Consider the following 17,247-nt stretch of genomic DNA (forward strand, 5'->3'; position numbering starts at 1 on the left):
CGTCTGGAAACAGCGAAGCCAAGTTCTATTTTCTACGTCCATTTGGCTTGAGAGGGCCCCCTTTTTTTCGGTGCCGGATCAGTCTGGAGAGGGAGTCGAAGCCAGATACTCAGCTATCGCTGCCCGGCATCCCCGCTGCCAGATCGCGGTCAGCCAGCGGGCGAAATCGTTGGCGAAGGGAGTGTCTCGACCAAACGCACCACAGTACTGGCTTTGTTCGATCCACAGTTGCGGATTGGCCCTTGATGCCAGCGCCGTTTTTTTTAAGTCCTCCCAGTGAGGGTCGTTTGGGGCTATTTCGGATCCATTCTCGCGAACCCCCGCGCACATCCGGCACCAGAAAGCTTGGGACAGCGCAAGCCCGTTCAGGGATGAACCGGCCGCAAGCGCATCGCGCATCGAGGGTAGCAAGAACCCCGGATGGCGTGATGATCCGTCGAACGCAACCCGACGCGTCGAATCGTGGATTGCGGTATTCGAAAAACGCCCCTCGACCAATCCAAGATATTCAGTCGCGGTTGTTCCGGGGACAGGTTTGACATGGGGAAGAATTTCTTCGGCCTGAACTTTGCGGAAAAACGACACGATGTCGGGGTCCTGCATGCAATCTGCAATCGTGGGGACATTCAGAATTTCCCCGGCATTTGCCAGCAATTGGTGGCCGCCATTCAGTATGCGCAGTTTCATTGTCTCGTAACTATGGACATCTTGGGTCAGCGTCACGCCAACCTCATCCAGCGGCGGCCGCCCGTCACAAAAATCGTCCTCGATCACCCACTGGCGAAAGTTTTCATGCGAGACCGGCGCGCGGTCGTCGATGCCGAGGTTGCGGCATTGCGATATTAATTGTTCCGTCGTCGCGGGCACAATGCAGTCCACCATCGAGTTCGGAAATGCGCCATTCCGGTCAATCCAATCGGCCAGATCGGGGTCGGACATACGGGCCAATCCAACGATACAGTTTCGCAAAATCGCACCGTTGCCCTGAAGGTTATCGCAGCTGAGCGCGGTAAAGGGTTTCAGACCGTTCGCCCGGCGCTGCCCGAGCGCGGCAACAATGGCGCCAAAAGCGGTGCGGAGCTGGTTGGGATTTGCCGCGTCATGGCGAATATCATCGTGGTTCAGGTTGAACGCACCGGTCTTGGCGTCCAGAAAATACCCGCCTTCGGTCACGGTCAGCGATACGATCCGGATGGCCGGATCAGCCATCTTGCGGATCAGAGATGCGTTGCCATTCTGAATCGGAAGGTAGTCGATCATAGGGCCGATCACCTCGGCAGATATTCCCTCGGGGTCCAGTTCGATCAATGTTGTCAGGCAGTCCTGCGCCAGCAGTTTCTTTCGCATATCGGCGTCGTAGCTTCGCACACCCGCCCCGATAATCGCCCAGTCCAATGCCTGACCCCGCTGCATCAACTCGTGGATATACCAGGCCTGATGCGCCCGATGAAAATTACCCAAACCTATATGAACGATGCCCGGTCTCAGGTCCGCGCTATTATAACCCGGTGTTCTGACGGATGCCGGCAGGCCTTCAAGGCTGTCGCGCCGCACCCGAACCGGAGGTTTTGCGTTCGCCATGGGGTCCATCAGCTCATCCAGTTTCCGCCATCGACATTGTAGGTTTGAGCGACGATGTACTTGGCCTCGTCAGAGGCCAGAAACACCGCCATCCCGGTCAGATCTTCGGCGCGGCCCATCCGGCCATACGGAACGGCGGCCGCCACTTCGCGCTTTTTCTGACCGGGGACCTTGCCTTCGTGTTTTGCAAAAAACGCATCCACACCGTCCCAATGTTCCCCGTCGACAACGCCCGGAGCGATGGCATTCACGTTGATCCCATGGGAAATCAGGTTCAGGCCGGCTGATTGAGTCAGCGATATGATCGCGGCCTTGCTGGCACAATACACAGCGACCAAAGGCTCGCCCCTTCGCCCAGCCTGCGATGCCATGTTGATGATCCGGCCCTTGATCCCGTGTTCGATCATGTGGCGCGCAACAGCCTGCATCGTGAAGAGCACACCAGAAACGTTGATGTCAAAGACACGATTGTAGTCGGCACGCTCAATCTCAACGATTGGTGCGGCAGTGAAGATGGCCGCGTTGTTGATCAGAATGTCGATCGGACCGAAATGTGCGGCTGTTCGCGCGACGGCGTCATCTATGCTGTTCTGGCGGGTCACGTCCATCTCGACGGCCAGGGCAGCTTCGCCGATTTCACCGGCCGCCTCCTGCGCACGTTTGCTGTCAATGTCGGCGATTGCGACCCGCGCGCCTTCTGCCACATAGGCTTTGGCAAAGGCCAGCCCGATGCCACGCGCGGCCCCGGTGATCAGGGCGGTTTTGCCTGCCAGACGTGTCATTCGATCCGCAGGCCTTGCGCGTCAAACCGGTGGATCACATCTGCACGCGGGGTCAGGTGGATGCGGTCTCCGTGGCGGAACCCGACCTCGCCATCTGCTCGGACCGTGATTGTTTCAGCCAGACCGGTTTCGTGGACGTGAAAGAAGGTGTCCGAGCCCAAATGTTCGGAGACGCTGACGACCCCGGACCATTCTCCTTCGGTCTCGGAAACGCCTATGTGTTCGGGGCGAATTCCGATGGTTCGCGCGCCATGTTTTGCGGCCTCCGGGCCTTCGATAAAGTTCATCCTGGGTGAACCGATGAACCCTGCCACAAACAGATTGCGTGGCGTGCGATACAGTTCCAGCGGGGTGCCGACCTGTTCGATCACTCCGGCCTGAAGAACGACGATCTTGTCGGCCATTGTCATGGCTTCAACCTGATCGTGGGTCACGTATATCATTGTTGTCGCCAGGCGTTCGTGCAGTTCGCTGATCTCAAGCCGCATGCCGACGCGCAACGCGGCGTCAAGATTCGACAGGGGTTCATCAAACAGAAACGCTGCCGGCTCGCGTACGATGGCGCGACCAATGGCAACGCGCTGGCGCTGCCCGCCGGATAACTGCCCGGGGCGGCGGTCCAGATAGTCGCTCAGGTTCAGAACACTTGCCGCGCCTTCGACGCGTTTGTCGATCTCGGCTTGATCCAGCTTGGCCATGCGCAGGGGAAAGGCGATGTTCTTTCGTACAGTCATGTGCGGGTACAAGGCGTAGGACTGGAACACCATCGCCAGCCCCCGCTTGGCAGGTGGGACATCGGTGGCATCCGATCCGTCAATATCGATGGAACCCGACGTGATATCCTCCAACCCCGCGATCAGGCGTAATAGGGTAGACTTGCCACACCCCGACGGACCGACGAAGACGGTGAACTCACCATCCTCGATGGTCAGGTCCAGCGGGGGGATGACCTGTACGTCGCCGAAGCTTTTGGTCACGGACTTGAGTTGAATACGTCCCATGTGTCGTGTTCCTTATTTCACAGCGCCGAAGGTCAGGCCGCGGACAAGTTGTTTCTGGCTGAACCAGCCAAGGATCAGGATTGGTGCAATCGCCATGGTCGAGGCCGCGCTGAGCTTGGCAAAGAACAGGCCTTCGGGGCTGGAATAGCTGGCGATAAACGCGGTGAGCGGAGCCGCGTCGACGGCGGTCAGGTTGAGGGTCCAGAACGCCTCGTTCCAAGCCAGGATGAAGTTCAGCAGAACCGTCGAGGCGATGCCCGGGATGGCCATGGGCGTGAGGACATAGAGGATTTCCTCTTTCAGCGTCGCGCCATCCATCCGCGCTGCTTCCAGAATTTCACCCGGGATCTCGCGGAAATAGGTGTAGAGCATCCAGACGATGATCGGCAGGTTGATCAACATCAGAACCACGACCAGCCCCCCGCGCGTGTCCAGCAGACCCAACCGGATGAACAGCAGGTAGATCGGGTAAAGCACGCCAACGGCAGGCAACATCTTGGTGGACAGCATCCACAGCAGAATGTCCTTGGTGCGTTTCGAGGGGACAAATGCCATGGCCCAGGCGGCGGGCACTGCGATTATCACGCCCAGAATGGTTGATCCGCCCGCGATGATAACCGAATTCCACAGGAACCGCATGTAGTCTGAGCGCTCCTGTACGATCGCGTAGTTCTCCAGCGTCCAGTCGAAATTCAGGAACAGCGGCGGGCTGGCGATCGCCTGCGCCTCGGTCTTGAAGCTTGTCAGGATGGTCCAGAGGATCGGGAAGAAGATCAGCAAACCGACGGCCCATGCAAGGGCAGTGTTCAGCGATTTGCGGCGGGTTGTGACGGCGCGGGCCATGGTCTTACCTCCTCACGCGTCCAGGTTCTTGCCAACGATGCGCATCAGGAAGATCGCAACGATGTTGGCTAGGATGATGGCGTAAACACCTCCGGCTGATCCGAGGCCGACATTCTGGCTTTCCAAAACGCGCTGGAAGATCAGGTAGGTGAGTGTGCGGGTGCCGAACGCGCCGCCGGTGGTCACGAAGATTTCGGCGAAGATCGACAGAAGGAAGATCGTCTGGATCAGGATCACGATGGTAATCGCGCGGCTGAGGTGCGGCAGGATGATGTGATAGAACCGCTTCAGCACCGGCGCGCCGTCCATCTCGGCCGCTTCCAGTTGTTCACTGTCCAGCGACTGGATTGCGGTCAGCAGGATCAGCGTCGCAAAAGGCAGCCACTGCCACGACACGATCATGATGATCGAGGTCATCGACGCCTCGGACAGCCACGAAATTGGTTCGGCCCCGAAAAAGCGCCACAAGTGGGCAAGCAAGCCATTGACCGGGTCCATGAACATGTTCTTCCAGACCAGCGCGGACACAGTGGGCATGACAAAAAACGGTGCGATCACGAGGATCCGAACGACGCCTTGTCCCCACATTGGCTGGTCCAGCAACATCGCCAATAGAATGCCCAGAATAACCGTGATCACCAGAACGCCGCCGACAATAACCAGCGTTGCTTGCACCGCGGGCCAGAACGAACTGGATGAGACGAACCGGACATAGTTGTCGAAACCAACCCAGCCCAGATCACCGCCGCGCAGCGGCAGATACTTCTTGAAGGAAAAATACAGTGTCATCGTCAGAGGCACGAGCATCCAGCCAAGCAGAAGGACCACGGCAGGTGCCATCATCAGGCGCGCAACGGATCGGGAGTGTTGAGTAGCCATGATGCAAGACCTCTCTGTTCAGGCGTAAGTATAGCCTGCGAGAAAAACGGGAATTGTGGAAGTCAGAGTGGCGGGTGGGACATTGCCCACCCACCGGGGAGGGATGCCTCAGTATCCTGCGGCTTCCATTTCTTCAGCCGTGAAGGCCTGCGCTTTGGCAAGGGCCTCGTCCACTGTCTGCTGCCCGGCATAGACTGCCGAGAACTCCTGGCTTACCTGAGTGGCGATACCCGCAAATTCCGGGATCGCGACAAACTGGATGCCGGTATAGGGCGTCGGCTGTGCGCAGCAATTCTGCGGGTCGGCCATCAGGATCGATTCCAGCGTCATTTTTGCGAACGGGACCGCCTTGTAGTTGTCGTTCTCATAAAGCGACGTCCGCGCGCCCGGAGGCACATTGGCCCAGCCTTCATTTTCGGCCACCAGCTCGATGTAGTCTTTCGAGGTCGCCCATTCGATAAACTGTTTGGCAGCGTCTTCCTGCTGAGTGCCTGCCGGAATCGCAAGGGCCCAAGCCCAAAGCCAATTGGCGCGTTTGTCCACGCCTTCCGAATTGGGCGCCAGTGCGAAGCCCACCTTGTCGGCGACTGTGGAATCGTCGGGGTTGGTCACGAAAGAAGCGGCGACCGTTGCGTCAATCCACATGCCGCATTTGCCCTGCTGGAACAGCGACAGGTTTTCGTTGAAGCCGTTGGTGGCATAGCCAGCGGGGCCGGACTCACCCATCATATCGACAAAGAAGGTCAGGGCCTCTTTCCATTCAGGCTGATCGAACTGAGGTTTCCAGTTTTCGTCAAACCACCGCGCACCGAATGAGTTTCCGGTCACGGTGATGAAGGCGCCGCCTTCACCCCAACCCGCCTTGCCGCGCAGGCAGATGCCGTTGATGTCGTTGTCGCGGTCGGTCATTGCCGCCGCCGCTTCGCGAATGAATTGCCAGGTCGGTGCCTCGGGCATTTCCAGACCTGCCTTTTCCATCAGGTCCGTACGATACATGATCATCGAGCTTTCGCCATAGAACGGCGCCGCATAAAGCGTCCCTTCATGGCTCAGGCCACCGGCCATCGCGGGCAGAATGTCGTCGACGTCATATTCCGCGGACATTCCGTCCAACGGCACCAGCCAACCATTCGCACCCCAGATCGGCGTCTCGTACATGCCGATGGTCATGATGTCGAACTGACCGCCTTTGGTGGTGATGTCGGTGGTCACGCGCTGACGCAGGACGTTTTCCTCGAGCGTCACCCACTCCACATCGATCCCGGTCGCTTCGGTGAATTTGTCGGTATAGCCCTGCATCCGGATCATGTCGCCGTTGTTCACTGTAGCGATCGTGATGGATTGCGCGTGGGCTGCTGCCGTGGCGACGAAAGTCAGTGCAGTCGCCGCACGAAGTGCGTTCTTCAGATACATCCCTGTCCTCCCTGAGCTTGGATGTCGTGCAGAGAGGTTAGAGCGTAAATTGTCGCGGCGTCAATAAAAACTTTACGCGCGTTAAAAAGTTGCGACTAAGCAGAATCCCTTAAAACAAGCCTTGCAGGGAACAGCGTCTCTGTCCTCGTTTCAAATTTCCCGCCACTTTCAATGAGTTCGAACAGCGTCTCGACGCTGCGCCCGGCAACATTGTCATAGTCATGCGCGGCTGTTGTCAGGGATGGGCACGTAAACTTTGCGAAAGGATGGTCGTCATTCGAGGCCACGCGAAGCGCGCAATCATCCTTGCGACCAACCCGAATCCCCTGTTCGTAGCAGGCCGCAAGAAAGCCGATGGCCAGCCGGTCATTGCTGCATAACACCGAGTCGCTCGGCAACATGCGCTCCTCCAGAACCTTCAGTGCACCCCTGTGGCCAATTTCTTCAAACGCCCAGCCCGTGCCGTCGACCTTGATGATATGTGGCTCAAACCCGAGACGCTCCATGACCTCAACATAGGCCTTGCGTCTCTTGTTGGCGTTCGGGTTGGCAGGCGTCCGCATTTCGAAGAACGAGGGCGGTTCGCCTGTGCGCGTCAAGTATTCCACAGTTTGCGAGACAAAACTGAAATTGTCCGACCCGACGAATGCTGCACCAAGGCCATCAAGGTTACTGTCAAACAGAACTGTCGGCACATTGGCGCAGAACTTTTCGATCGCCGAACGGTCTGAAATCCGCCCCAATGGCGCCAGCAAAACCCCGGCGGGTTTCAGGGATTGCAGCCCGTCCAGGATTTCATTTTCAAGCTTCTGTTCGCCATGAGAGCTGAACAGGGAAGGGCGATACCCGGCCGCGATACAGCTTTGTTCCAGATAACGCGCGATTTCGGCAAAGAACGGATCGGCCAGATAGGGAACGACAATGCCGATATTCTTGGTCAGCTTCCGGTTCTGGTTCACCGCAAAGATATTGGGGCGATAGTCAAACCGTTCCAGCGCTTCTTCGATGCGGGCCCGTGTCGTTGGGCGAACACTATCGGGGTCGTGAAAGTACTTGGATACCGTCGGTCGCGAAATCCCGCTGAGGGCCGCGAACTCTTCCATATTCTTTATTTTGGTCATGCTAGTCTGCCTGCGGGTATTGTCCACCTTGATCTTATCATAGCTTTACATATTCTTTGCGCGCGCTAAAAAATCAATAGCCCGGCTGGCAACTGGTGTTGACAGCGTGCTGGCCATTGCCGAACTTGCGCAACAGTCTCTCAACTGGAAAAGGAATGGCCATGTCTCGACTATCGGAACGCCGGGATTTTGCCGTTGCGGTTTGTAAAGAAGCTGGGGCAATCGCCAAAAAATACTTTGCGGACAGGGGTGATCTTGTCGTTGACCAAAAGGGCGCTCAGGACTGGGTCAGTGAAGCGGACAGGAACGTCGAGACATTCATCCGTCAGAGGATCGCGGAATTCTGGCCCGAGGATGGAGTGTTCGGTGAAGAGCATGGTGCGACCGAAGGGAAAAGTGGCTTCGATTGGGTAATAGACCCCATCGACGGGACAACGAATTTTGTCAACGGCATTCCGGCTTATACCATTGTTCTGGCCGGCGTCGCCAAAGGGCGCACGATGGTCGGGGTGATCCATGAACCAAATGTCGACGAGACATTTGTGGCAACGCGCGGAGAGGGGGCGACCTTGAACGGTACGCCGATTCACGTCGCATCCGGAGTGGCGTTGCGGGATGGAACCGTAGCCGTAGGATACTCGAACCGGGTCGAAACACGCCATGTCCTGCCTGTCGTTGCAGAACTGATCGAACGTGGGGCCATGTTCCACCGGAACGCCAGCGGGGCGCTGTCTCTTGCTTATGTCGCCGCCGGTAGACTTCTGGGTTATGTGGAAGAGCACATGAACGCCTGGGATTGTCTGGCCGGGCAATTGCTGGTCGCGGAGGCTGGTGGCGCAATCGAAGATCAGGACGCAGATGCAATGATCCGGGACGGAGGGCGCGTCATTGTGGGCACGCCAGATGTCTTCGAGACCTTGCTTGAGATCGCCGAGGACGCGTGGAGTTCTTGACCTCTAGGTAAATGCGACCCACCCGGACTGAGGTTTGAGTGTCAAAAGATCTGCCTGCCAGAAATGACCCTGTGAAGGCTGATCGTAACGGCGGTCAATTGAACGGCCAGAAAGTGCGCACCATAATAGTGTTCTGACCGCCCCATGAGTGACTATGGCCAGGTCTTTACCCCGGTGCATTCCTACAATCTCGGTCACCGTCCGATGAATGCGCGCCTGCGCTTCGACCGCTGTTTCCCAACCGCGATAGCTGGTTTCCGGTCGGGCAAAAAATGCGTCAGCGGCGGTTTCGAACTCCTCCCTGGGTAGGAATCCGGTTGCACTGCGGTCGTTTTCGCCAAGGCCCGCGTGTTGTTTCGGGCGCAGGTTTCGAGCGGCGGCAAGGATCTCGCCCGTTTCGCGGGCCTTCTGCTCGTTGCTGGTCCAAATCTGGGTGACATTCGCCAGAGCGCCATTCACAGCGAATGCTGTAGCACGATCACGGCCGACGGCACTCAGACCCCAATCCGTGATCGGGATGCCCGGATCGATAGAAACCTCGGGATGTGTGATGATCAGAAGTTTCGGCATCTAATCGGGCAATAGCACTGGCCCCTTATCGGCAAAACTCATCCTGACCTCAGCGCCCGGCTCAAGTGGTGCGTCGACGTCATCGTGAACAGCAAAGGCCTGACCGAAAGTGCCAGTCAGCGTGTATTCCATCCGGACGCCGACATATGTCGCCTTGGCCACGGTAGCGGGGATACCCTGATCAGAGCCGATCACCAGACGCGAGGGTCGGACGGCAATGGTGGCGCCACCCGGCGTCAAACCACGGCGCGGCAGCGTATGGCGATAGCCTTCGATTTCGATTGTGGCGGTGTCACCATCTGTACCAACGATCTGGCAATCAAGCAGGTTTGCCTCGCCTATGAAGTCTGCGACGAAACGGTCGTTCGGCGCATCATATAGCTCGCGCGGGGTGCCCATCTGAGCGATGGCCGCGTTACGCATCACGACGATCTCATCCGAAACCGCCAGAGCCTCTTCCTGATCGTGCGTGACGTAGACGACAGTCAGGCCAAGGTCTTGCTGGATGGCCCGGATGTCCTCACGCACCTGACGACGAAGCTTGGCGTCGAGGTTGGACAGCGGCTCATCAAACAGCAGCACCTGAGGCTCAAGAACCAGCGCCCGGGCGACGGCGACACGCTGTTGCTGACCGCCGGACAGTTCGGACGGAAGACGACTGTCGAACCCTTTGAGGCCAACCAGTTCCAGGCCGTTCAGGGCGCGACTTCGGGCTTCGTCCTTCGCGAAGCCGGAAAACGTCAGGCCGTACATCACGTTCTCCAACACACTCATGTGCGGAAAAAGCGCGTAGGATTGGAATACCATCGACACGTCGCGGTCGGTCGCAGGCAGTCTGGTCACGTCCCGGTCACCGATCAGAATCGTGCCCGAGCTTGCCATTTCCAACCCTGCGATCATGCGCAAGGTCGTGGTTTTCCCGCACCCGGAAGGACCCAGCAGCGTAACCAGCTTGCCAGCCTCGACATGCAGATTGATGTTGTCAACGGCGACCACATCCTTGCCGAACATTTTTGTAACGGATTCGAACCGAACCGGCGCGGCTTTGGACTGCAGGCTCATGTCATTCTCTCCTAAACATTAGTGCGCGACTGGGTCATTCGCCGTCCGATCTGTGTCCGCCCGACAATCAACTGCATCAGCGCAACAACCGACAGCATCACGAAAATCAGTGTGGTCGAATAGGCGATGGCAAGACCATAGTCGTTGTTTTCGACCCGCCCGATAATATAGCTGGTTGCCATGTCATATTCCGCGCTGACCAGAAAGATAACGGCAGAAATCGCCGTCATGGCCCGCACAAAACTGTAGACCAGCGCGGCCAGTATCGCGGGGCGCAGCAACGGCAGAATGATACGCCGGAACGTTTGCCACGAGTTTGCCCCAAGCGTCAGCGAGGATTCGTCCAGGCTGCGGTCAAGCTGCGACATGCTGGCAATGCCCGCGCGAACGCCGACCGGCATGTTGCGGAAGATGAAGCTTACAATGAGGATGACGCCCGTGCCTGTGATTTCGATAGGAGGGACGTTAAACGCAAGGATGTAGCTGACACCGATCACCGTTCCGGGGATCGCGAACGACAGCATGGTTCCGAACTCAAAAGCGTTCTTGCCCGCAAAGCTTTGCCGGGTCAGCAGATATGCCGTTACCAATCCTACGGCTGCAGTCAGCGGCGCGGCAATGGCGGCGATTGTAATGGTGGTCCAGAAGCTGTCCCAAGCTGCACCGGTCCAGCGAATGCCTTCTTCTTCGAAACGCACAGAAAAGGCGGTCACATAGTGCTTAAGGGTCAATGAATTGTTGACGCCCCACAACTCGACCACGCTGCCGTATACGATCATTGCATAAACGATGACGGTGAACAGCGCCCAGCCAAGCGCGACAACCAACACCGGGACAGACAGGCCGGTCGGCATCAATGGGTGCACTCCTGCGTCACCTTTTCCGGTTACAGTGGTATAGCTTTTCTTGCCCAGCCAGACCCGCTGCGCGTAGAAGGCTGACAAGGTGAAAAACAGAAGCACCATGGCCAGAACGGCAGCGCGACCCTGATCATATTGAGCGCCGACGATTGCGAAGAAAATCTCGGTCGACAGAACGTCGAAGTTTCCGCCCAGCACAAGCGGGTTTCCGAAATCGGCCATGCTTTCGATGAAACCCAGAAGAAAGGCATTGGCAAGACCCGGGCGCATCAGGGGCAGGGAGACCGTCTTGAACGTCTGCCATCTGCTGGCGCGGAGTGTTTGGGCTGCTTCCTCCATCGAAGGAGAGACGCCTTCCACCACGCCGATCAGAACGAGAAAGGCAATGGGCGTGAACGCCAGCGTCTGCGCGATCAGAATGCCGGGCATTCCGTACAGCCACCGTGTTGGTTGCGTGCCCAACAGATCAGCAATGAAGCGGGTAACAGACCCGGACAGGCCAAACAGCAGGATGAGGGCAAGGCCGATCACAAAGGGCGGCGTGATGATCGGCAGAACGGTCAAGGCCCGCAATGCGCGCTTGTAGCGGAAGCCCGAGCGCGTCACGACCAAAGCGAAACACAGGCCCAGGATCGTAGTGACGAAGCCGACCACGATGGCAAGGAACAGGGAATTCCAGGCCGCGCCGCACTTGGCCCCATAAAAACAACCCAATCCCCAAAGCCGGTCATCGAAGAATTTTGAAAAGAACACCGAAATTGAATAGGCGCCATCTTCGGTGACGAAGGCGGCAAACAACATCTTTGCGATAGGGAAAAAGACAAAGGCGGTGACGATGGTGATCACGCCTCCGATTGCGCTGACGACGAAGACATCGCCGTTGATGGCGCCTCTTGCCGCGATGCCCTGGGTCAGCAGGAACAAAAAGCTCGATGCGCATATCATCGCGCCATAGCCCATGCCGAACTGGCGATCGCCGAGTTCACCAAAAAACGCTTCCATCCAATCGAAGTTGAAACCTCTGATGCCGATGCTGAACCCCTGAGCAATCAGCCAGCCGAAGCCGAGTGCGCCGGACAGGATCAAAATGCGAGCATAAAGCGGGTCGGATTTGACGCGCCCCAGTGCAAGCAAAGGCAGCAAAAGGGCAATCACAAGCGGTGCAAGCCAGAGCTTCTCGCCTTGTCCGATCAGAAATGCTGCGGGTGCATAATCTTCGTCGAACGGGTAGCCGTCAAAAAGCCATTCGAACGACCACAGGCCGCCGTCAACCATGTACCAGGGTAACAGGCAGAATCCGACCCAACCGGCAATGATCCAAAAGATCAGGACCGGATGGGTCGTTTTTGTCGTCTTGTCAGTCATTTATTGTGGCAGAACTGAAACCTCTTCATCCCATTTCTGCAACAACCGCTTCCGTTCGTCTGACGAGCCATACTTTTTGAAATCATAGTCGATCAGCTTGATCTGGCTCATGTCAGGCGCGCTTTCCGAGGTTTCGGCGCTTTTGTTCGATGGAACCTGGAACGCGTTGACCTGAAGGGCAAGGTTCTGAGCTTCGGGCGACAGCGCCCAATCATAGAACTTCTTCGCCTCTTCCACGTTGCGGGCACCTTCGATGATCGACATCGAGCCAATTTCGTAACCGGTACCCTCGCAAGGCGCCACGACCTTGATCGGGAAACCTGAAACAGCCTGTTTCACGGCGTCATGCATGAATACAATACCGATGGTGTTTTCACCGCGCCCCGCGGCCTTGATCGGGGCCGAGCCTGACTTGGTGTACTGGTTGATGTTCGAGTGCAGGCCCTTCATGAATTCAAAGCCTTCATCCTCGCCGAAGATCTGTACCATCGAGGCCAGCGTCGTATAGGCCGTGCCCGATGAGTTTGGGTTCGCCATCTGAACGTGGCCCTTGTACTCAGGCTTCAGAAGGTCTTTCCAACAGGCAGGTTCGGGCAGATTGTTCGCCGCGACAAGATCTGCGTTGTAACCATAACCAAGCGCACCTGAATAGATACCGATCGTCCGGTTGCCGGCGCTTTCAGCCTGGGAAATCGCCCAGTCGTGCAGTTGGTCGCGCATTGGAGACACGTATTCCATTGTCAGCCCTTCTTCGGCGGCCTGAAGGTGCGGGTCGCCCGTGCCACCCCACCACACGTCGCCTTTCGGGTTCGAGCTTTCGGCGCGAATTTGCGCAAAGGTTTCACCCGACGATTTCCGGGTCATGTTTACATCGATGCCTGTCGCATCTTCGAAGCTGCGTGCCATGAGTTGACACCAATCTTCCTGGGCCGAGCAATAGAAGGTCAGCTTGTCTGCCTGCGCCGCCGACATGGAGGCAGCTAGGGCAATCAGCGACCCGACGGCCGTGGATGTCAATTTCTTCATTATACGTTCCTCCCTTTGAGAATAATTTGTCCGGGTTTCCCGGTTCTTTTAAGCTCTTCCTCATGCGGTGTTTCGTAGACCCTGAAGCGCCAATTCGTACTCAATGACAACCTGCGCTGGATTTCTGGTGGCGCCAGTTGCCGGGCGGTTTCGTGAGCGGGGTCAATCGTTGAATAATGTGTCTTGCTTCCAGATCTCCGTGCAGCCTTCTGAATTCTCACAATGAAATGTGCTTTGTGCAACAAAAAAGGTCTGCCCAGAAGAACTTGGCCCGGATCGGGCAAGGTCTGGTTTCGGTACAAGAGCGATCAATTGGATGGCTTCGGGCTGCATCCGGTCACGCAGATTGGTCAGTTGGGTGACAGGGTAACGATTTCGAAAGACATTTGGATCAGTCGTTCCAAGCCCTGTCGCTTCATTCGAAAGGGTGGCGCGATGGTTATTGGCCTCGACCAGCGCGCCCGTTGTTACAAGGAACGGGTAATGCGGAAGTCTTGAAGTAGCTGGAAACTGAGCCAGCGTATCAGCTACGTCGGAGGCGAGATTTCAGATCTGTGGGAGCGCATGAGGCGGACCGCGCGAATGAGCCTGATGCCCCTGTCCTGCGGTTGGCAGATTAACCAGCGTCACACTGAGTGGGGCGGGCCGCTAAGGCCGGCCCCCGATTGAGCATCTGTCGATCACCAGTGGCCGGTGCTTTCCATGCTTGCCCAGGGTTCGGCCGGCTCAAGGGCATTGCCGTTTTGCAGCAATTCAACCGAGATGTTGTCAGGCGAGCGGACAAAGGCCATGCGTCCGTCGCGGGGCGGGCGGTTGATGATTACTCCGTTGTCCTGCAGGTGCTGGCACGTCTCATAGATGTTGTCGACGCCGTAGGCCAGATGCCCGAAATGGCGGCTGTCGCTGGGCAGTGCATCATCGCCATCCCAATTATACGTCAGCTCGATCGGTGCATCTTCCTGACCCGGTGGTGCCAGAAATATCAGGGTAAAACGCCCTGCTTCGCTTTCATAACGTCGCGTTTCCTTCAGTCCCAGCAGCTCGTAGAAAGCCAGTGATTTTTCCAGATCTTTCACGCGGACCATGGTGTGAAGATAAGTCAGCCCCATCGTGCCATCCTTTTTTGTGCAGGTGATGCGCTGCAGCTTAGCGCGCCAAGGCAAGGTGTCGAGGGGCAGAGGGCAAACAATTGTGCGTTTGGGCAATTGGGCACACATATCGCGGTTCCTGTGCCTGATCTACCGATATATAGTGGGCGGCGACTCATTGCTGGAAAGGACCAATTCATGCCGCTGTCTTCTGACCAACTGGCCGAGATCGAAGCGCAACGCGCGCAATCGCATCCCACACGCCGCGTCGTCGCAGCGGGAATGGAGGAGCATCTGTATACGGCCCATCAGGTGCTGGATCATGGATTTGTCCGCGTCATCGACTATATGGGCGATGATGCCGCGATTTGTCAGGCCGCGCGTGTGTCTTATGGCAAAGGCACCAAATCGGTGCAGAATGACGAGGGGCTGATCCGCTATCTGATGCGGCACTGGCATTCGACCCCGTTCGAGATGTGCGAGATCAAGCTGCACGTAAAACTTCCGGTCTTTGTGGCCCGCCAGTGGATTCGTCATCGTACGGCCAATGTGAACGAATACTCGGCGCGGTACTCCATTCTGGATCGCGAATTCTATATCCCGGCCCCCGACCATGTGGCGGCCCAGTCCGAGGTGAACAACCAGGGGCGGGGCTCAGCCTTGGAGGGCGAAGAAGCGGCGCGTGTATTGGAAATTCTCAAAGCCGACAGCACGCGGTGCTATGACAATTACGAAGCCATGATCAGCCAGGACGGGCAGCAGGGGCTGGCGCGTGAACTTGCGCGGATGAACCTACCCGCCAATGTTTACACGCAATGGTACTGGAAGGTCGATCTACACAACCTGTTCCACTTCCTGCGGCTGCGCGCTGACCCGCATGCCCAGTACGAGATTCGGGTTTATGCCGACACAATGTGCAAAATCGTGGCGGACTGGGTGCCGTTTGCCTACAGGGCCTTCGAAGACTACCGCCTGGGTGCCGTGAACCTGTCGGCGCAGATGGTCGGCAGCTTGCGCAGAATGCTGGCGGGTGAGACCGTTACACAGGAAAACTCTGGCATGACAGCGCGTGAATGGCGCGAATTCGAGGACGTGATCCGGCAAGGTTGATGTAAGTCTCCTAACTGTCGGTTGTCCATAAATCATGCCATGCGGCTGTCACGCTGGCCGCATGTTATGTGCAGTATGCTTTTTTGGGCTTTGCCTGTTATGGGCCAGACCCGCACCTGCAAAAACTCCGATCGCCGAGGTGATTTGCTAGCCCACAACAAAAATGCACTCGAAACCCGAGCGTCAGTGCGGTGCAAGCCGTGCAGCCTCTGGGGTGCAGGCGCCCGAGTTGATCATGGAAGTCTGGGTCAGCAAATCAGGTGACTGAACCATGGTTGTTACCCATTCCAGCGGCACGTCCTGTATCGTTGCGATGGGACAAGACGAGCACACTCATGCCGGAGCGAAATCGGCGCGAGGGGAAGGATTGGGACCTTTTGAAACGGCCGGCGGCCTGAAATTGGCCGCCGACCTTATTGATCTTCCCACACTTGGCGGGGGGTTAAAGAGGCTTCAAATCAGCTGCCATCTGGCGGCCGTCACGTCCGTCTTGTAACTCGTACGAGACCTTCTGATTGTCAGCAAGCCCGGTCAGACCGGATCGTTCTACGGCCGAGATGTGAACAAAAACGTCCTTGCCGCCCTCATCGGGAGCAATAAATCCATAGCCTTTGGTCGTATTGAACCATTTCACGGTGCCAGTTGGCATTTCCCGTGTCTCCTTCTACTTTCACGTTGTCCCACAAATTGGTGGGGGCAGTGGTTGACGTAACCGCAACACATCACTGTTTCGCCCAAACGATACGGCCCGAATTGCGTGTTTCGTCTTTTTCAACATTGCACGGTGAAGTAAAAAATCAAGAATTACCGAAGAAAACCGGTGATTTTGCCTAAATCCCAAGCAGAAACAGGAACAGAAGTAAGATGCGCCTTTATGGTTTGAAGACTTGCGATACGTGCCGTAAGGCGTTGAAATCAATGCCAGATGCAGAGTTTGTGGATGTCCGGACCCAAGGTGTCCCGGCCTCGGTGCTGTCTCAGGCACTAGAGCAATTCGGCGATGCCTTGCTGAACACCCGTTCGACAACGTGGCGGGGATTGGACCAAGAACAGCGGTCACGCCCTGCGCAGGAGCTTCTCGCCGATTACCCGACGTTGATGAAACGCCCGTTGATCGAATCCGGGGGGGCTTTGTTGCTGGGCTGGACGCCGGAAACACGTACGGCACTTGGAGTTGCGTGATCGGATGACTATCTGCTCAAGCGCAGACAGAAGGGAAGATTATGCGTAACGCTGCAATGATCTTGGGTGTTATCGCCGGGCTTATCGGAATGGTCGTGGGCTTTTTCGGCTATGGCTACGTCGAACTGGTCAACCGGTTTGGCGAAATCGAAGGTGTTGCTGAGCAGGTCGAAAACGCCACTTTGGTGCAGACCACTTCGATCTTTGCGCCGTTGCTCGCCATAGCGGGCGGAGCCATGGCCCATGCCCGTGCTCTGATCGCCGGCGTCTTGCTGCTGCTGTCGGCCGTCGGGATGTACTATGCCTTTGGTTTCAACGCGTTTACGATGTTCCCGGTCGCTTTTGCAGCAGTTGCCGGCCTGTTTGGGCTGGCTGCGGGAAAACCTGACCAGCCCAAGGCTCATTTCTAGT

General features: G+C 57.1%; 17 protein-coding genes. 4 read left to right on the forward strand and 13 right to left on the reverse strand.

Annotation, left to right across the window (positions count from 1 at the left end; genetic code table 11):
* Positions 1 to 78: 78 nt before the first annotated feature.
* From ACR3EQ_RS01875 to ACR3EQ_RS01905, 7 genes are all read right to left on the reverse strand, one after another.
* Positions 79 to 1,590, reverse strand: coding sequence for a mannitol dehydrogenase family protein (locus ACR3EQ_RS01875; RefSeq protein ID WP_170614617.1), 1,512 nt, complete (start codon positions 1,588 to 1,590; stop codon positions 79 to 81).
* The gene (locus ACR3EQ_RS01880) at positions 1,590 to 2,363 is read right to left on the reverse strand and encodes an L-iditol 2-dehydrogenase (protein WP_170806423.1); all 774 of its coding nucleotides are present in this window, start codon (positions 2,361 to 2,363) and stop codon (positions 1,590 to 1,592) included. The genes ACR3EQ_RS01875 and ACR3EQ_RS01880 overlap by 1 nt, the downstream gene beginning before the upstream one ends.
* Positions 2,360 to 3,364, reverse strand: coding sequence for an ABC transporter ATP-binding protein (locus ACR3EQ_RS01885; RefSeq protein WP_480489636.1), 1,005 nt, complete (start codon positions 3,362 to 3,364; stop codon positions 2,360 to 2,362). Before ACR3EQ_RS01885 ends, ACR3EQ_RS01880 begins: the two co-directional genes overlap by 4 nt.
* 12 nt (positions 3,365 to 3,376) lie before the next feature.
* Positions 3,377 to 4,207 (reverse strand): carbohydrate ABC transporter permease, encoded by an 831-nt coding sequence (locus ACR3EQ_RS01890; protein ID WP_170614620.1) that lies wholly within the window; start codon positions 4,205 to 4,207, stop codon positions 3,377 to 3,379.
* Between the two features lie 12 nt (positions 4,208 to 4,219).
* On the reverse strand, positions 4,220 to 5,086 hold the full coding sequence (locus ACR3EQ_RS01895; protein WP_170375757.1) for a carbohydrate ABC transporter permease: 867 nt from the start codon (positions 5,084 to 5,086) through the stop codon (positions 4,220 to 4,222).
* Positions 5,087 to 5,194: 108 nt separating this feature from the next.
* A complete protein-coding gene (locus ACR3EQ_RS01900; RefSeq protein WP_170614621.1) occupies positions 5,195 to 6,499 on the reverse strand; it encodes an ABC transporter substrate-binding protein in 1,305 nt (434 codons plus the stop codon).
* 95 nt (positions 6,500 to 6,594) lie between these two features.
* Positions 6,595 to 7,620, reverse strand: coding sequence for a LacI family DNA-binding transcriptional regulator (locus tag ACR3EQ_RS01905; RefSeq protein ID WP_480489637.1), 1,026 nt, complete (start codon positions 7,618 to 7,620; stop codon positions 6,595 to 6,597).
* 161 nt (positions 7,621 to 7,781) lie between these two features.
* Here ACR3EQ_RS01905 and ACR3EQ_RS01910 point away from each other — a divergent pair, with 161 nt between their 5' ends.
* Entirely contained in the window at positions 7,782 to 8,573 is a 792-nt protein-coding gene (locus ACR3EQ_RS01910) for an inositol monophosphatase family protein (RefSeq protein WP_480489638.1), read from the forward strand.
* Between the two features lie 3 nt (positions 8,574 to 8,576).
* Here the strand turns inward: ACR3EQ_RS01910 and ACR3EQ_RS01915 are convergent, their stop codons facing one another.
* The 5 genes from ACR3EQ_RS01915 to ACR3EQ_RS01935 all read right to left on the reverse strand — a co-directional run bounded on the left by ACR3EQ_RS01915 (position 8,577) and on the right by ACR3EQ_RS01935 (position 14,565).
* Positions 8,577 to 9,143, reverse strand: a complete 567-nt coding sequence (locus tag ACR3EQ_RS01915) for a histidine phosphatase family protein (protein WP_480489639.1) — start codon at positions 9,141 to 9,143, stop codon at positions 8,577 to 8,579.
* A complete protein-coding gene (locus tag ACR3EQ_RS01920; protein ID WP_170614625.1) occupies positions 9,144 to 10,205 on the reverse strand; it encodes an ABC transporter ATP-binding protein in 1,062 nt (353 codons plus the stop codon).
* An 11-nt stretch (positions 10,206 to 10,216) separates the two neighbouring features.
* Positions 10,217 to 12,430 carry an ABC transporter permease gene (locus ACR3EQ_RS01925; protein ID WP_170619676.1) on the reverse strand — a complete coding sequence of 738 codons (2,214 nt, stop codon included), beginning with the start codon at positions 12,428 to 12,430 and terminating at the stop codon, positions 10,217 to 10,219.
* Positions 12,431 to 13,456 (reverse strand): ABC transporter substrate-binding protein, encoded by a 1,026-nt coding sequence (locus ACR3EQ_RS01930; RefSeq protein ID WP_170619677.1) that lies wholly within the window; start codon positions 13,454 to 13,456, stop codon positions 12,431 to 12,433.
* A 680-nt stretch (positions 13,457 to 14,136) separates the two neighbouring features.
* Positions 14,137 to 14,565 carry a VOC family protein gene (locus tag ACR3EQ_RS01935; protein ID WP_170614628.1) on the reverse strand — a complete coding sequence of 143 codons (429 nt, stop codon included), beginning with the start codon at positions 14,563 to 14,565 and terminating at the stop codon, positions 14,137 to 14,139.
* A gap of 177 nt (positions 14,566 to 14,742) precedes the next feature.
* Between ACR3EQ_RS01935 and thyX the strand changes: the two genes are divergently transcribed.
* Positions 14,743 to 15,654, forward strand: coding sequence for an FAD-dependent thymidylate synthase (gene thyX / locus ACR3EQ_RS01940; protein ID WP_170614629.1), 912 nt, complete (start codon positions 14,743 to 14,745; stop codon positions 15,652 to 15,654).
* 442 nt (positions 15,655 to 16,096) lie between these two features.
* Here the strand turns inward: thyX and ACR3EQ_RS01945 are convergent, their stop codons facing one another.
* Complete coding sequence (locus ACR3EQ_RS01945; RefSeq protein WP_008758035.1) at positions 16,097 to 16,303, reverse strand: cold-shock protein; 207 nt, start codon at positions 16,301 to 16,303, stop codon at positions 16,097 to 16,099.
* A 215-nt stretch (positions 16,304 to 16,518) separates the two neighbouring features.
* On the opposite strand from ACR3EQ_RS01945, the gene ACR3EQ_RS01950 reads away from it, so the two are divergent.
* Positions 16,519 to 16,836, forward strand: coding sequence for an ArsC/Spx/MgsR family protein (locus ACR3EQ_RS01950; RefSeq protein ID WP_170614630.1), 318 nt, complete (start codon positions 16,519 to 16,521; stop codon positions 16,834 to 16,836).
* A 41-nt stretch (positions 16,837 to 16,877) separates the two neighbouring features.
* Positions 16,878 to 17,246 (forward strand): hypothetical protein, encoded by a 369-nt coding sequence (locus ACR3EQ_RS01955; RefSeq protein WP_170614631.1) that lies wholly within the window; start codon positions 16,878 to 16,880, stop codon positions 17,244 to 17,246.
* Position 17,247: the final 1 nt, after the last annotated feature.

The sequence above is a fragment of the Ruegeria sp. AN11 genome (assembly GCF_056536005.1).

Coding starts and splice junctions, on each gene's coding strand:
- ACR3EQ_RS01925 (WP_170619676.1), bottom strand. CDS start 12,430: ATGACTGACAAGACGACAAAAACGACCCATCCGGTCCTGATCTTTTGG.
- ACR3EQ_RS01930 (WP_170619677.1), bottom strand. CDS start 13,456: ATGAAGAAATTGACATCCACGGCCGTCGGGTCGCTGATTGCCCTAGCT.
- ACR3EQ_RS01900 (WP_170614621.1), bottom strand. CDS start 6,499: ATGTATCTGAAGAACGCACTTCGTGCGGCGACTGCACTGACTTTCGTC.
- ACR3EQ_RS01895 (WP_170375757.1), bottom strand. CDS start 5,086: ATGGCTACTCAACACTCCCGATCCGTTGCGCGCCTGATGATGGCACCT.
- ACR3EQ_RS01875 (WP_170614617.1), bottom strand. CDS start 1,590: ATGGACCCCATGGCGAACGCAAAACCTCCGGTTCGGGTGCGGCGCGAC.
- ACR3EQ_RS01910 (WP_480489638.1), top strand. CDS start 7,782: ATGTCTCGACTATCGGAACGCCGGGATTTTGCCGTTGCGGTTTGTAAA.
- ACR3EQ_RS01880 (WP_170806423.1), bottom strand. CDS start 2,363: ATGACACGTCTGGCAGGCAAAACCGCCCTGATCACCGGGGCCGCGCGT.
- ACR3EQ_RS01955 (WP_170614631.1), top strand. CDS start 16,878: ATGCGTAACGCTGCAATGATCTTGGGTGTTATCGCCGGGCTTATCGGA.
- ACR3EQ_RS01920 (WP_170614625.1), bottom strand. CDS start 10,205: ATGAGCCTGCAGTCCAAAGCCGCGCCGGTTCGGTTCGAATCCGTTACA.
- ACR3EQ_RS01905 (WP_480489637.1), bottom strand. CDS start 7,620: ATGACCAAAATAAAGAATATGGAAGAGTTCGCGGCCCTCAGCGGGATT.
- ACR3EQ_RS01890 (WP_170614620.1), bottom strand. CDS start 4,207: ATGGCCCGCGCCGTCACAACCCGCCGCAAATCGCTGAACACTGCCCTT.
- ACR3EQ_RS01935 (WP_170614628.1), bottom strand. CDS start 14,565: ATGGGGCTGACTTATCTTCACACCATGGTCCGCGTGAAAGATCTGGAA.
- ACR3EQ_RS01915 (WP_480489639.1), bottom strand. CDS start 9,143: ATGCCGAAACTTCTGATCATCACACATCCCGAGGTTTCTATCGATCCG.
- ACR3EQ_RS01885 (WP_480489636.1), bottom strand. CDS start 3,364: ATGGGACGTATTCAACTCAAGTCCGTGACCAAAAGCTTCGGCGACGTA.
- thyX (WP_170614629.1), top strand. CDS start 14,743: ATGCCGCTGTCTTCTGACCAACTGGCCGAGATCGAAGCGCAACGCGCG.
- ACR3EQ_RS01950 (WP_170614630.1), top strand. CDS start 16,519: ATGCGCCTTTATGGTTTGAAGACTTGCGATACGTGCCGTAAGGCGTTG.
- ACR3EQ_RS01945 (WP_008758035.1), bottom strand. CDS start 16,303: ATGCCAACTGGCACCGTGAAATGGTTCAATACGACCAAAGGCTATGGA.